Origin of the sequence: Stackebrandtia albiflava, from assembly GCF_007994225.1 — a bacterium.
Classification (GTDB): Bacteria; Actinomycetota; Actinomycetes; order Mycobacteriales; family Micromonosporaceae; genus Stackebrandtia; species Stackebrandtia albiflava.
Map to the genome: position 1 here is coordinate 55,519 of NZ_VLLL01000012.1, position 13,870 is coordinate 69,388.

Below are 13,870 nucleotides of genomic sequence, written 5' to 3' on the forward strand. Positions count from 1 at the left end.
TGGGCCGTCGGTTACGGGCGGCCCTTGAGTTTCACGTCGGCCGCGTCGACGTACATGACGCGGTTGCCCAACTGCACCTGGTAGTACACCCGGTCGCCGTTGACGACGATGTTCGGTCCGTCGAAGGTCTTGGCCCAGTAGTACTGCGACTGCACGGTCATGCCGACCGAGTACGCCTCGCCCTTGTCCAAGGTGTACGGAAGTGCCTCGACGGTCTGTACCGGGACGCCGGTGCCCTCGTACGCCTCCGGTTCGGGGTAGGCGACGCCGTAGACGGGCGTGTCGTCCCGCTTGGGTTCGATCCACTGGCCTGCGGCGGGGATCAGGGTCGGCTCCCACCAGGGGTTGTAGATCCAGCCCTTCTGGCCCAGGTACCACACGGCCGTCCAGTTCCACCTGACCTCGGCGACGGCGAAGGTCGCGCCGGTGCCCGCGCGGGAACCGAGATCGCTGACCTGCGTGGTGGAGTCGCCGCCGTCGGGCCGCAGCCCGATGTCCTTCAACAGTGGAGCGTCGTGGTTCGGTTCACTGTAGAGGAACACTGTGGACGACGGCCGGGACGGGCACGGTTCCGCCGGGGCGCCGGAGTCGCAGCCGATCATCTCGGGACGGTTGTCCTCGAAGTCGGGCGCGACGGTGACCAGGCGGGAACCCCACTGGAACTCCGGTTCAAGCGGCGCGTCGAGCAGTTCGAAGTAGTGCGCCCAGTCCCAGTACGGTCCCGGGTCCCAGTGCATTCCCCGGATCGTGGCGGGGCGGGTACCGGGGACGTTGTCGTGGCCGATGATGTGAGCGCGGTCGATCGGGACGTCGAACCGGTCCGCGAGGTACTTGACCAGCCGCGCGGACGACCGGTACAGCGACTCGGTGTACCAGGAGCCGTCGGCGGCGTAACCCTCGTGTTCCAGGCCGATCGAGTGCGAGTTGACCGACCAGTTCCCGGCCTGCCAGGCGACGTCCTCGGGCTTGACGTGCTGCGCGACGTGCCCGTCCGCGGACCGGAGCGTGTACTGCCAGCTCACGTACGTCGGGTCCTGCACGAGCCGCAGCGTCGTGTCGTAGGAGCCCTCGGTGTCGTGGATGACGATGTAGTCGATCTCCATGTCCTCGGGCCGGTTGGCCTGGTCGTGGTTGCCGTAGTCACCGGGTCCCTCGCCGTACTGCTCGTACGGTGCCGGAATCCATTCGCAGCCCAGTTCGGCGGGGCAGTCGGTGGGCGCGTCGCTCGCCTCGCGCAGTCCCGTGTCGGCCAGTTGCATGGTCTCCGGGGTCACCGGGGACGCCGCCAGGGTGACGGTGCCGTCGTCGGTGGCCGCCGAGGCGCCCTCGTTGATCAACGCGAACACGTCGTCGGCGAAGCGGGCGGCGGTGTCGGTGTCGGAGGCGCCGGAGAACATCGCGACCGCGCCGTACCAGTCGGCCGGATCGGCACTGGGGCCGCCGAAGCCGTCCTGGTGTTCGGCGAGCAACGCGGCACCGCCCATGATGTTGGCGGCGCTGTCGGTACGCAACTCCTCTGCCGTGAACCCGGTCAGTGCGGCGGCGGCGTCGACGGTCTGCAACGCCTCGGAGTCCAGTGGGGCGTCCGGGGTCTCGGCGGTGACCGTCATGGGCCGCCGGTCGTCGCCGCGCGGATCCTCCTCACCGTCGTGGTGGTGGCCGGTGCCGCCCGCCGTGGCGTAGGCGACGTCGGTCAGGTGCATGGGACCGAACCCGCCGGTGGTGCTGTGCTCACCGTCGTGGTCCCGCCACCGCGACTGCATGTAGGACACCGCGAGCAGCACCTCTTCGGGCACCGCGTACTGGGCGGCGGCCTGACCGAACTCGGCCTGCCGGTCGGCGGGGGGTTCCGCCTGCGCGGTCCCTCCGGAACCGGCCGCGACGCCGGCCGTCATGGCCAGTGCCGTCAGGGCGACGGCGGCTCGCCGGCCGTGCCTGAGATCTCGTGGTCGCATCGACCCTCCCTGGGCATTCGAGGAGAGCCCACCAACACCGGGAGGCAGCGCGCCGCCCAGCGGCATCGAGGGCAGCCGACCGGGCTGGTCGGCATTCGAGGAATACCACCAGCAGGTTCCATGAGGCGGCCATAATCCGCCGGCCGCCGCCACCCGGTGTGCGGGCCGATGTGGAGACGGGTCAGGCGATGGGGACGTTCTCGGCCGAGGCGGACACCACCATGGCGTCCTGTTCCAGCCGCAGGTCCTCCAGCGTCAACCCGTACGGCAGTTCCGGGACCGCGATCTGCCGTGTGAAGTTCTGCGCCATGGTGTCCAACAGGCCCTGGCCGCCCTGGGGCAGTTCGACGCCGTCGGCGGTGAAGCCCTGCCCGGTCACCTGGAGGACGGTGCCGTCGAAGGTGACGGACGCCGTTCCCGTCACCGGGATCTGTTGCCCGAACACGTCGACGTTCGCCTTGATCTCCAGCATGCCGTCGCCCAGGGGCGTGATCGTCGCCGACGTCGCCTCCTCCAGCACCGTCGTCAACGACTCGTAGGAGATGTGGCCGTCGGCGGTCATCCGGCCGGCCACGATCGGCCCGGAACCGTTCATGACGTCCGACAGGGCGGCCGTCACCGAGGTCGCCTGGATCTCCAGTCTCGGCAGTGTCAGTTCACCCGACGACAGGTCGACGAGGTTGATGTCTATCTGCTGGTACTCGCCTCCCAACACCTGGGTCAGAAACGGGAAGCCCGCGATGTCGACGTCCGGTGGCCGTTGGGAACGCACCCCGTGGTCGGCCGCCCGGTCCGCGATCAGTCCGGAGATCCTGTCCTCGGCGACGCCGGCCGCCACCCGGTCGCCGACGACCAGGATCCCGGCGACGACGCCCAGTGAGATCAGCGAGATGATCAGCTTCTTACGACGTGATGCCATCGAGGAGTGCTCCTGTCGGAAGAGAGGTCAGAGTCCGCGGACGATGTAGTACACGCTGAGCAGGTACACCACCGGCGCGACGGTGGCGAACGCCAGGAGCGGCCCGAGCCCGTGGCGTACCGGCCATGGTGCCACGCCGTCGCCATCGATCCGGCGGCCCGCATGGCTGTACCCGGCCGACAGGTCTCCCAAAACGGCGACCAGGCCGATCACGAGGCCCCCCATCGCGGCCTTGTCGGGTGTGGGACCGTCCAGCAACACCCCCGCGTACGCGGCGGCGGCGGTGCCGACCATCCCGCCGATGACGACGCCGAACGCGCCGCGCGGCACCTGCCGGTTGATGCGGGGCTTCGGGATCGTCAGGTCGATGGCGCGGGCCGTCATGACGGCGGTCCCGGCGGCGATGACGCAGGTCCACAGGGCGGCCTGCCCGCCGGGGTGCCGGAGCAGGCCGATGAACCCGGAGTACGCGGCGGCCAGGACGGCCAGGTACGCGGCGGCGCCCATCGACACCGTCAACTTCTCGCGGGCCTCGCCGCGGAAGAACTGACCGATCACGGCGACACCGAACGCGCCCGCGAGGACGTAGACGAGGCCGCCCGGGTCGAACGGGTCGGTGTAGAGCATCACGAGGTCGGCGCCGAGCGCGGCGACCAGGCCGGCGCCGGCGACCACGAACGGGCCGGGCGGTCGGCGGTGCAGGACGTAACCGACCACCGTGAGGACCTGCAGGCCGGCGATTCCGGCGGTGAACACGAGCCGGTCGAGCCCGGCACCGAACAGGATTCCGCAGGTCACGAGCAACACCCAGACGACGACCGCGGCCGAGGCGAGCCGCCGGGGCGTGGGCGGCGGCATCGTGGGGTCACTGTAATCGGGCTCGGCGGGCGCCGGAGCGGCTTCAGGCCGGGGACGGGCGGGCCGGTGCCTGGGATCAATCACGCCGTCGAGATTACGTGTCGCGTCGATCCGGTACGGCACGGCCGGACGGGCGTGACTGATTCACACGGGAAACGGGTATGACGGCTCTGCACGGCGTGGAGGCGGGCCCTTTCACCGGGCCGAAACGGCGGAAACACCGCTGTAACGATTCGGGGGCATGATGTCAACGATCGAGGTCGACAAGCCGCCCGGGCACCGATAGGGTGGCAGGCAGTCCCCCCGCCGCCGACGTCGGGCCGCCCGATACGCGCTGCATGTAGGAGACACTGTGGACATCACCATCCTCACCTCACTGGCCTCGCCGGAGACGGCGGGGACGGTGCTTCCGGCGCTGGACCTGCTACCGCATCGATGCCGTTGCACCCGCCCCGACGTGGGGGTGCTGCTGGCGGGGCCGCACGCCGACGTGGTGATGGTCGACGCCCGCGCCGACCTGGCCGAAGCGCGTTCCACGTGCCGTGTCCTGAAATCGACGGGACTGACGGTGCCGTTGATCGCGGTACTGACCGAGGCGGGGCTCGCCGCCGTTCACGCCGACTGGGACGTGGACGACGTCATCGTGGCGGGCGCGGGGCCGGCCGAGGTGGAGGCGCGGCTGCGGCTCGCGGCGGGACGTTCCGCCGCCGAGGTCGACACCGGCCGTTCGGTGATCCGCTCCGGCGACCTCACGATCGACCCGGACACGTACGCGGCGAAGCTGCGGGGCCGCCCGCTCGACCTCACGTACAAGGAGTTCGAGCTGCTCCGGTTCCTCGCGCAGCACCCCGGCCGGGTGTTCTCACGGGACCAACTGCTGCGGGAGGTGTGGGGCTACGACTACTTCGGCGGCACCCGCACCGTGGACGTCCACGTGCGGCGGCTCCGCGCGAAACTCGGCAGCGAGAACGAGGCGATGATCGGCACCGTCCGGCAGGTCGGTTACAAGTTCGTGTCGCCGCCGGCGAAGCCGCTCCCCGAGGACGCGACGGTCAAGACCGGCTGACCGGCGTCACGGGACGGCCCGGTAGGTGAGGTAGTAGTCGGTGAGCACGTCGAGGTCCATGGCGGGCACGGTGTTCACCTGGCGGGCGTCCAGGACCGCGAGGCACCGCGGATGGTCCTCGTCCCAATAGGACAGCGACGCGGACGTGTGGTAGGCGTACGAGCGGTGGGCGGTGTCCGCCGTCCCCTCGTGGTCCTCCCTCAGATGCGCGGTCCGGGCGGCGAGGGCGACGGTCTCCAGGCGCATGAAGTGCACCTCCTGGATCTCGGGCTCGTCGACGGTGCACACGTGGGCCTCGAAGGACTTCGCGACCTCCTCGGGTTCACAACCGGTCAACACCTGCGGCCAATCACCGATGAACGCGATCATCTCGTCGGACATGCCCTCGGTGACGGTGCCGACGTGGTCGAGCCACTGGGTGACCTCGTACGTCGCGGTGCCGATCGGGATCAAGGCCGCCATGGCGGTGACGCCGACGCGGACCGACCGGCCGCGCAACCAACGCGGCACACCGTGGAGCACCGATCTCCACGGCCGCAGGCCGAACAACGCGCCGGCGACCATCAGCGCGCCTCCACTGTAGAGTGCGATCGTGTCGTAGGTGCCGAAGACGTTCAGGCAGCACATCGCGCCCGCCGGTATCGCCATGGCCGCGAGCATCGGATTGCGGTGGCGCGTCAACAGGGCCGGCACCGCCACCGCCGTCGCCGCCGCGCCGAGGTCCAGCAGGAACCACCACTCCGTGGACTCCATGGCGACGACCCGTCCCAGACCATATGCCCCCGTGGCCGCCACGTTGACGAAGTACACCACCTGCAGGGCGAGGACGGCCACCCGCACGGCCCGCCGGTGAAGCAGCCACGAGAGTCCGAACACGGTGAGTGTCAGCGCCACGCCCACCCAAGCGGGAAGATCCACGACCGACACCCGCAACGCGAAGAGGACCTGCACCGCCATCGTCACCCGGGCGATGAGCAGTGCGCGACGCGGCGGGACACCGTTTGGACCGGGGTCGGCGGCCGGGTCCGGCTGCGACGGCGGGCGCGAGGATTCGCCGCCGGCCGGCCTCGGTCGCGACTCTGCAGCGATCGGCGGCGGGGCCACGGCTCCCGGAGGTGGGGTCGTGACCGGAGGTGACGGCGGGAGCAGTGTCACGGGTTGCGGCTCCGACGCGATCGGCGAAGACAAGACCGCCACCGAGTGCGACGACACCGGCGGCGCGGCCGCCACCGCCGGTTCCGGTGGCACGGTGGCCGGGACGGGCGGCACCGCCGAAGGGGCCGTGGCCCGGTTCGCCGTGTCGGCCGACAGGAGTGCACCGTGGGCTACCACCTGCTCCACCTGGTCGGTGATCGTCGGCGCGTGGCCGAGTTCCCGGTGCATCGTGGTGGCGACCGACGGCATCCGGGAGGCGCCGCCGACGAGGAAGACACCGGCGATCTCCGAGTCGGTGACACCGGAGGACCGGATCACCGCCCGCATCACCCGGACCGCCCGGGCCAGCAGCGGCCGGGTGAGCGCGTCGAGTTCGTCCCGGGTGAGATGGGTGTCGACGTCGAGTGTCGGCACGTACAGGTCCGCCCCACTGCGCCGCGACAGGGTCTCCTTGGTCTGCCGGATGTCCTCGTGGAAGTTGCGCCAGGCGCGGCGCTGCGCACCCGTCGTCGGGGACAGCAGCGCGTTCCAGTCGCCGGGCCGGTCGATCCGGTGACGGAGGTGCGTGATGATCGCGGCATCGACGTCGACGCCGCCGAGGTCGTCGAGCCCGTCGACCGTCACCACCTCGAAACCGGTGCCGGTGCGTCTCACCACGGCGGCGTCGAAGGTGCCGCCGCCGAAGTCGTGCACCACCACCACCGAACCCGTCGGCACGTCGTGTGCCAGCCGGGTCAGGTAGTAGTGCGCGGCGGCGACCGGTTCCGGCACGAACACCGGCGAGACGAGGCCGGCCTGCTCGGCGGCGTCCCGCAGTACGAGCAGCCGGGTCGGGCCCCACTGCGCGGGGTGTGTGAGGACCGTGGTGCCGGGTGTCTCGCCCAGGACCCGCACCGCCTCGTCCCACGCCCGGCCCAGCACCGCGGCGAACAACGCCACCACGGTGAACTCCTCGTCCCCCAACAGGACGGTGACGTCGTCGATGCGGCGCTTGGGATGCGGTTCGAAACAGGCGGGCCTGAAGTGGGCCGCGTCCACCGCCTCCCGGCCCACCGTCAGACCCTCGGCCGCCGCGAACACGGCCGAGGGCAGCAACGGCGTCGCGTCGAACAGCAACGGCTCCACCCGCCCGTCGGCACGCCTCACGACGGCGACCGTGTGTGAGGTTCCGAAGTCGACAGACAGTGCGGCACCGGGCATGCGTGAATCCTATTCATTCTCGCTGTCGTTGCGCCACAATGCTTACCGTGGACCCGTCCGCCCCGGCCGCGCCGTCGCGTTCAAGCCATCCCTTCCCTTCCGCGGCGATCCCCTCCAGCAGCCGCAACGCGTGAGCGAATCCCGAGGCGGCGAGATTTATCCTCTGCAAATCCTTCGGCTCATCGCCCGCGTCAGCGGTTAGCTCTTCGCTCTCGGTGACGGTGATGCCCCTAGCAGGTCCATTCATCAAGGTCAGCTTCATCGTGAGTCGCTTGCCCGAATCCGACTCCACCCGGACCGAGGAAACCGCCTCGAATCGATAGTTGTCGCGTTGTTCTCCGATGAACTTCGGCGCCCGGAAGTCTAGTTCTGAGGCGACCTCCCTGACGCCGTCCTCGGTGATGAGGAACAAGCGGAGCGCGTACTTGGAGAACCGCCACGGCCCACCGGATACCCGCGCCCGCGTCCGTCCCTTGGCCGGTCCCTGGAACACGGCGTGAGAGACGACATCTCGCCACGAGAGCCGGTAATGCCGAAGAGCGTTGTCGATCAGGACCGTTCTGTCGCATTGCAGCCAGGTCTCCATCTCGTTCTCAGAGGGCCGGGTCGCGTCGAGTTTGGCCTTCCAACGACGGTATTCCGCCAGTCTGTCGGCGTGGCGCCGTTCGCAATCCTCCATGTCCTCCGCCTCACGACGTTGTTCGCGAAGTATGAACTCCCACTTCCGCGCGGCATAGGTACCCGTGGCTGCGATCCCGATGATCGTCATCGCACCGGCCAGCGGTTCGATCCTCAACACCGACACCGCGACGACGACCGCACACGACAGAACGACGGAGAGACCCAACAGAGTGTGGACCCTGGTGGATAGTGCGATCCGATACCGTTCAAGATGCGCGTACAGTTCACCGTTCCGCCAACGGGTTCTGGCGTCGCGTGCCAGGTATCCGATCAACCACTTGACGCGTCCTACCGGGATGCCTGTCTCGCGGTATACACCGGCCACCTCCTTGCGGAGTCGGCCTCGGATGTCGGCGATCTCATGAAGCCACGCCTCCACGCCCACACCATGGGGTCGATACTTCACGAAGTAGTGGTCGAACGCCACGCTCACCGCCTTGGCGAACCCGGTACCACGGAGGTGACCGATGGCCGTATGTCGTCGGTAATCCCGGTTCTCCGAATCGATACGACGAGCGCTATAGCACCATTCGAATCCATGACGCGCCCCGATGAAGCCGGCCACGACGGCACTCGGAAACGCGAAGAGCGGCAAGACGTCGGCGGTTCCGAGCGTCAACCAGCCCAGGTACGCGGCCAAGGCACCGAACAACGATGTGGAGATGCGCGCCCTGAGACGATCCGCCGGCGTCGCCTTCGACGGATCCGCCGGTTTCGTTCTCGGGGGAGCCGGAATCGGATGGAAGTAGGCCCACATCCGATCCCGGCGACCGTTACCGAACCGTTCGGTTTCGGCGTTCGCCTTCGTTTCCCGCCACAGTTCGTCCCTGACGGCACCGGACAGCACCAGGCCGAGATGACGGTCGATCTTCGTACGAAGGCCGGGTGGAAGCTCCAGGATCCGCTTCTCCGCCGACTGATGGTCACCCTCGTTGAATTCGAGATGGCGTAGCAACTCCCTGACCGCATCGAGCACCTCCATGTGCTCGTCCGGATAGACCCTCCCGTCCCGCGCGACCGCGCCAAGCCGATCGCGCTCCTGACGTGACAAGTCTCGATAAGCACGCTTGCTCAGCATTGCCAGTACCCAATGAAACCGGACCTCGGCGCTGTCATGCCCGCCTGCGATCGCCTCGCTGATCAGTTCCTCGGCCCGAACCGGCACACCGTCCTCCAGGTAACGCAGTCCGACCCGGTACTTTTCCTGCGGCGACGAATCCGGTGCCACCTGATAGACGGTGGCGTGGTGAACCTCTCGCGCCTGGATACCGACGGTGGCGCCGTGAGCGGCGAAGTTCGCGGTGGTGGAGGTGTGGGGCGGAACCCCGGAAGCACTGCCGTTCATGACAACCCGTTCACGGCCGAGATCACCTGAGCGACGTCCCCCGCGATGTTCGTGGTCCCGGCCACCAGGCCACTGAGGCGTTTCAACGCGAGAACCGATTTCTTGCGCCCTTCTCCATCGGGTACGCGTAGCCCGTTCTCCGCGTTCGCGATCTCGTCGCGGGCTGCCACATAGGAGTCGTCGTCGATTTCACCGTTGGCGTGGTCGCGGTCGAGTCGGTCTCGAAGAGCGGAAACCACCTTCAGCAGTTCGTCGAGCGTTCCCGCGACGGGTGTCGCGTTGATCGACACGGTGCTGCCGGAGACGTGGGCGGCCTGGATTCCGACCGTTCCCGACGACACGTTGAACACGGGACCGCCCGCAGTCTCAGGAGTGGCGCGGCCGGCATCGGGCGTGGACATGGTGTTCTCCGTCCTCTCGTCGAGGTAGTGGGCGGCGAGTGTCACCGCGAAGGCGGCGGCATTGGCCGCCGCGAGTGGCTGGCGGGTGAGGTCTTCTCGGGGGTTCTTGGTGCCGTCGGCGCGGTCGCTGATTCCGCGCACGATTCCCACGTGGGTGTTGTGGAGGTGACCGGCCTGGGCGACTCCGCCGGCCTCCATCTCTATGGCGATCGCATCGTTGTAGCTGTTGTGTATCCACGCCGCTTCGGGCGATCTCCGCGAGTTCTGCAGAACCTCACCGGCCGCGATGGAACCGAAACGCACCTGCGGGGCACCGGATTCCGGTGGTAGCCGTCTCATCCAGTCCTTGTCACGAGCGAGGTCTTTCGCGAGTTGGCTCAGAGGGTGCGACGCCTCCCATACGCGTGGGCGTGCCTTGAGGCCGTCGTCCTCGCTGGTGCCGCCGTGATAGGCGTAGACCCGGTCGGCGACCACCACATCACCCAATCGCAACGAGCTTCGCAGGGCACCGGCCACACCGACGAACAGGACGGCGGCGGGAGAGAACTCCTGGATCGCGCGTTCGGCCAGCACCGCGGATGCCGAGTTGCCGGCGCCGGTGAGCCCGAGTGCGATCCGGCATCCGGTGCCGTGGACCGTGCCGACTTCGAAGCGGGTTCCCGCACTGTGACGTTGCTTCCGGATTCCTGAAAGGTGTCGTCGCACTGCTTGATATTCGAGGTTCAGCGCGGTGAGGACTACGACGACGTCTGATTCGGACATTGCGCCTCCAACAACGGTGATTACTTCGTCGGATGAATCGAGTGGAGTTCGGTTACGTGCCGCGGAACAGGCGCCACGGGATACGGGAGTGTCGGGTTCTCACGTACCGGGCGACCTGCCCGACACGGTGGCCATTGCGTGTTCGGCAAATGAGACGTGTCGCCGGTTGCGACGCGATCCCAATTAATGTGACTCTGACATGAAGCATAGGGCGTCACCGAGTGGAAAGCAACCCTCTGCGCACATGACGATCACGCACGGTGCCCGGGGCTCGCGGAAACCCCCACGGACGGCCCGGATCGGCCGATGGGTCTTTCGGAGCGTGGCGGGATGGTGACGGGGGCGGTAGGCTGGGGCGGTCAACGAATCGCGCCGCTCACACAGAAGGCGACGAATACATGCTCAAGACCTTGACGAGACTCGCCGACTCGGCCCTCGACCGGCTCGTGATCGGCAGGCGTGCCGGTGCGGGTTGCCCGACCGAGTACTACTGGGAGACCACCTGTTACGGCCACGACGGTTGCGTGTGGGCCAAGGGCACCGCCCAATGGCGATGGGTGATCACGAGCTCGTGCACCGCCAAGCGCACCAGCACCTACCGTTGCTGCTGACCATCCACTGAGAACTTCTACGCGACGGCGACCGGCCTCCCGGCATCGCCGTCGCCCAATCCGGGATCTCCGCCCACAACGGACGGAGGTCCCGGCTACGGCAGGATCGCGTCGGTGTACCCGCCGTCGACCCGCAACGCGCCACCGGTGGTCGCCGAGGCGAACGTGGAGGACAGATACACGACCATGTTCGCGATCTCCTCCGGCCGGATCAGCCGCTGCAGCAACGAGTTGGGCCGGTGGCGGAGCATGAACTCGCGCTGCGCCTCCTCCCACGGGAGTGCCGGGTCGACCAGCTCGTAGACGAAGTCGCGGACTCCACCGGTCTCGGTGGGCCCGGCGATCACCGAGTTGACCGTGACGCCGGTCCCGGCGGTGGTCTTGGCGAAGCCGCGCGACACCGCCAGCAACGCCGTCTTCGACATACCATAGTGGATCATCTCGGCCGGTGTCGCGATCGCCGAGTCGCTGGCGACGAACTGGACCCTGCCCCATCCCGCCTCCATCTGCCGCGGCAGATAGTGCCTGGTGAGCCGCACGCCCGACAACACGTTGACCTCGAAGTAGCGACGCCATTCGTCGTCGGTGATCTCCAGGGCCGGCCGTTCACCGAAGATCCCGAGGTTGTTGACGAGGATGTCCACGGTCGGCACCGCCTCCAACACCGCAGCCGTGCCCTCCTCGGTGGTGAGGTCGCCGACGGCCGCGACCGGCTCCGCTCCCGGCACGTTCTCCCTCACCGCCGCCACCGCCGCCGCGACGGACTCCTCACCGCGCCCGTTGACCCCGACACGGGCGCCCGCCGCCGCCAGTCCCGTGGCGATCGCCAACCCGATGCCCTGCGTCGAACCGCTGACCAGCGCGGTCCTGCCCGACAGATCGATCCGCACCGCATACCTCCCGTGTCCCCGCCGCCCCGCCGGGCGGCGGTCGCGCGCGACCGACGATATCCCGGCGTCCGCGCGCCGTCACCGGATCCTCCGGAGCGCGGGCGGGTCATGATGACGAGATGCGGCAGAACGCCGTGGCGATCATCCGGGACGAGTCCGAGCAGCCCCTCGACGTTGACTCGGCTGCTGCCCGGCCTGGACTGACCACGACATGCGCGTCCGGCACGCTGCGTGACGAATCGGACATCGATCCGGTGGGTAAACTCCGGGGGTTCCGCAGCCGTGGGCCGGTCGACGTGTCGCCATTGTGGATGGTTTTCCGATTCGTCGCCCGATCGCCTCAGACAGGATGACGCATGACAATGGACCTGAACCCGGCCGAGCTGCTCAGCCGGTACGGCCGTACCCCCACCACCGAACCCGTGGAGCTGCCGGGAGGTCAGGACAACCGGAACCTGCGGATTGGCACCGACCTCGGTGACGTCGTGGTGCGGCAGTACCTGAGGTCGCCGCTGGAACGGATCCGGGCGGAGCTGGAACTGGTGGACTTCCTCGCACGGCGGGGTTACCCGACTCCGGCTCCCCTGCCGTTGCGGGCGGGACGGTTCCTGTCGGAACAGGAGCCGCCGGTGGCGGTGTTCGAGTTCGCCCGGGGCCGGGCCGCCGACGGCTCCGACGGGGCACCGGCCGCCCAGACCGGTGAACTGCTGGCGCGGCTGCACACCCTGACGTCGGGCTGGTTGGACGCGCGGATACCCGAGTACGACCGGGTCGCCGCGCTGCGGGCGACGATCGACGGTCCTTTCGAGGTGCCCGGTGCCGAGGAGTGGCGGGCGGCCGTGGAGTCGTTCCTGGCGGAGAACTCGACGGGGTTGGCGGAGTTGGCGGAGCTGCCGGCCGGTCCGTTGCACCACGACATGCACGGTGCGAACCTGTTGGTGGAGAACGGAAGGATCACGGCGGTACTGGACTTCGACGAGCTCAACCACGGACCGCTGGTGATCGATCTGGCGCGGGCGTTGTTCTACCTCGCGGTGGCGCAGCCCGACCGCGGGCTTCCCGCCGCACCGGCCGAGGCGCTCGTCGCCGGGTATCGGAGCGCCCGGATGCTGACCGGCCCGGAGCACGCGGCGCTGCCGGTGGCGTTCGGGTTGGTCGCGCTCGTGGACGCGGCCGAGGTGTTGACCGGTGGCGGGCTGGCGTCGGTCTCCGACTGCCACAGTTGGCAGGTGTTCCGGGCGAACGAGGGCGCGCTCGCGGGACTGTGATCACCCGGCTGCGACGGTGCGGAACGTCAGCGACACGCGGCGGCCGCGTGGTATGCGTCCGTGGCGGGACGGGTCGGTGCGGCGGGCCGCGATGCCGTGCCGCCACGTGTATCGGGCTTCGCCCGTCATGAGGCACAGGCCGCCCGGATCCAGCGTCACGGTCTGCTTCGCGCCGGTTCCGGGGTGGGTGAAGTCCATGTCGCAGCGGGAACCCGTGCTTATCGACGCGACCACCGGCCCGAAACCCGAGACGTGGTCCACGTGGGCGGAGATGCCCTGGCCCGGTGCGTACTCGTTGACTATCAACTGGTCCGGGCGGGCCATGTGTCCTTCGGACACGAGACGGTCGAGGACGCCGGTCACCCACTCGGGCATCGGTGGCGCGGGCCGGGTCGTCGTGACCCGGCGGCTGCCGTAGTCGTAACGGTGGCCGTAATGCTGGACGCGCCGCCGCAACGTGTCGTCCCACTCGGCCGTGTCGACGGCGGCCAGAAGCCGTGCCGTCTCGGCGGCAGGCAGCCAGTCGGGAATGTACCGGAGACCGGGAACCGTCATGCCGGGATGTTAGCGGCGGGGACCGACGGGGGGACGATACCGCCAGACCGCTCCACAGTGGCTTATCCACAATCCCGGGGTTCTCCACAGGCGCGACGGCGACGCCTCGACACGGTCCCGGCAACGGACCTAGGCTCGACGCCATGGGGAGGAGGAGTGGCGGCCCCCGACCACGTCCGAGCGGCGACCGCATCGCCCACCTCC

At 68.8% G+C, this 13,870-nt stretch carries 12 protein-coding genes; 4 read left to right on the top strand and 8 right to left on the bottom strand.

The annotated features are described in order from the left end of the window. Positions 1–11 precede the first annotated feature (11 nt). The 3 genes from LX16_RS25555 to LX16_RS25565 all read right to left on the bottom strand — a co-directional run bounded on the left by LX16_RS25555 (position 12) and on the right by LX16_RS25565 (position 3,816). Positions 12–1,955: an N-acetylmuramoyl-L-alanine amidase gene (locus tag LX16_RS25555; protein WP_147144536.1), complete on the bottom strand. Its 1,944-nt coding sequence runs from the start codon at positions 1,953–1,955 to the stop codon at positions 12–14. Positions 1,956–2,136: 181 nt separating this feature from the next. Beyond that, positions 2,137–2,874, bottom strand: a complete 738-nt coding sequence (locus LX16_RS25560; protein WP_147144537.1) for an LmeA family phospholipid-binding protein — start codon at positions 2,872–2,874, stop codon at positions 2,137–2,139. Between the two features lie 27 nt (positions 2,875–2,901). Then, complete coding sequence (locus tag LX16_RS25565; protein WP_147144538.1) at positions 2,902–3,816, bottom strand: hypothetical protein; 915 nt, start codon at positions 3,814–3,816, stop codon at positions 2,902–2,904. A 268-nt stretch (positions 3,817–4,084) separates the two neighbouring features. Here LX16_RS25565 and LX16_RS25570 point away from each other — a divergent pair, with 268 nt between their 5' ends. After that, positions 4,085–4,798, top strand: coding sequence for a winged helix-turn-helix transcriptional regulator (locus LX16_RS25570; RefSeq protein ID WP_147144539.1), 714 nt, complete (start codon positions 4,085–4,087; stop codon positions 4,796–4,798). Between the two features lie 6 nt (positions 4,799–4,804). On the opposite strand, the gene LX16_RS25575 is transcribed toward LX16_RS25570, so the two are convergent. The 3 genes from LX16_RS25575 to LX16_RS25585 are packed head-to-tail and all read right to left on the bottom strand — an operon-like array spanning position 4,805 to position 10,342. After that, positions 4,805–7,153, bottom strand: a complete 2,349-nt coding sequence (locus tag LX16_RS25575; protein WP_147144540.1) for an Hsp70 family protein — start codon at positions 7,151–7,153, stop codon at positions 4,805–4,807. A gap of 13 nt (positions 7,154–7,166) precedes the next feature. Next, complete coding sequence (locus LX16_RS25580) at positions 7,167–9,179, bottom strand: hypothetical protein (RefSeq protein ID WP_147144541.1); 2,013 nt, start codon at positions 9,177–9,179, stop codon at positions 7,167–7,169. Further along, positions 9,176–10,342 (bottom strand): 5'-methylthioadenosine/S-adenosylhomocysteine nucleosidase family protein, encoded by a 1,167-nt coding sequence (locus tag LX16_RS25585; protein WP_147144542.1) that lies wholly within the window; start codon positions 10,340–10,342, stop codon positions 9,176–9,178. The genes LX16_RS25580 and LX16_RS25585 overlap by 4 nt, the downstream gene beginning before the upstream one ends. Before the next feature lie 398 nt (positions 10,343–10,740). On the opposite strand from LX16_RS25585, the gene LX16_RS25590 reads away from it, so the two are divergent. Next, positions 10,741–10,953 (top strand): hypothetical protein, encoded by a 213-nt coding sequence (locus tag LX16_RS25590; RefSeq protein WP_147144543.1) that lies wholly within the window; start codon positions 10,741–10,743, stop codon positions 10,951–10,953. A gap of 95 nt (positions 10,954–11,048) precedes the next feature. Here the strand turns inward: LX16_RS25590 and LX16_RS25595 are convergent, their stop codons facing one another. Further along, complete coding sequence (locus tag LX16_RS25595; protein WP_147144544.1) at positions 11,049–11,843, bottom strand: SDR family NAD(P)-dependent oxidoreductase; 795 nt, start codon at positions 11,841–11,843, stop codon at positions 11,049–11,051. Positions 11,844–11,962: 119 nt separating this feature from the next. Between LX16_RS25595 and LX16_RS25600 the strand changes: the two genes are divergently transcribed. Both LX16_RS25600 and LX16_RS25605 read left to right on the top strand, forming a co-directional pair. Beyond that, entirely contained in the window at positions 11,963–12,196 is a 234-nt protein-coding gene (locus LX16_RS25600; protein ID WP_147144545.1) for a hypothetical protein, read from the top strand. 3 nt (positions 12,197–12,199) lie between these two features. Continuing rightward, on the top strand, positions 12,200–13,111 hold the full coding sequence (locus tag LX16_RS25605; protein WP_147144546.1) for a phosphotransferase: 912 nt from the start codon (positions 12,200–12,202) through the stop codon (positions 13,109–13,111). Here the strand turns inward: LX16_RS25605 and LX16_RS25610 are convergent, their stop codons facing one another. Continuing rightward, positions 13,112–13,666 (bottom strand): alpha-ketoglutarate-dependent dioxygenase AlkB, encoded by a 555-nt coding sequence (locus LX16_RS25610; protein WP_147144547.1) that lies wholly within the window; start codon positions 13,664–13,666, stop codon positions 13,112–13,114. Positions 13,667–13,870 lie beyond the last annotated feature (204 nt).

What these genes read in the sequence shown, in the direction of transcription:
- LX16_RS25560 (WP_147144537.1), bottom strand. Translation starts at nt 2,874, where the DNA reads ATGGCATCACGTCGTAAGAAGCTGATCATCTCGCTGATCTCACTGGGC.
- LX16_RS25555 (WP_147144536.1), bottom strand. Translation starts at nt 1,955, where the DNA reads ATGCGACCACGAGATCTCAGGCACGGCCGGCGAGCCGCCGTCGCCCTG.
- LX16_RS25585 (WP_147144542.1), bottom strand. Translation starts at nt 10,342, where the DNA reads ATGTCCGAATCAGACGTCGTCGTAGTCCTCACCGCGCTGAACCTCGAA.
- LX16_RS25575 (WP_147144540.1), bottom strand. Translation starts at nt 7,153, where the DNA reads ATGCCCGGTGCCGCACTGTCTGTCGACTTCGGAACCTCACACACGGTC.
- LX16_RS25580 (WP_147144541.1), bottom strand. Translation starts at nt 9,179, where the DNA reads ATGAACGGCAGTGCTTCCGGGGTTCCGCCCCACACCTCCACCACCGCG.
- LX16_RS25610 (WP_147144547.1), bottom strand. Translation starts at nt 13,666, where the DNA reads ATGACGGTTCCCGGTCTCCGGTACATTCCCGACTGGCTGCCTGCCGCC.
- LX16_RS25605 (WP_147144546.1), top strand. Translation starts at nt 12,200, where the DNA reads ATGACAATGGACCTGAACCCGGCCGAGCTGCTCAGCCGGTACGGCCGT.
- LX16_RS25590 (WP_147144543.1), top strand. Translation starts at nt 10,741, where the DNA reads ATGCTCAAGACCTTGACGAGACTCGCCGACTCGGCCCTCGACCGGCTC.
- LX16_RS25600 (WP_147144545.1), top strand. Translation starts at nt 11,963, where the DNA reads ATGCGGCAGAACGCCGTGGCGATCATCCGGGACGAGTCCGAGCAGCCC.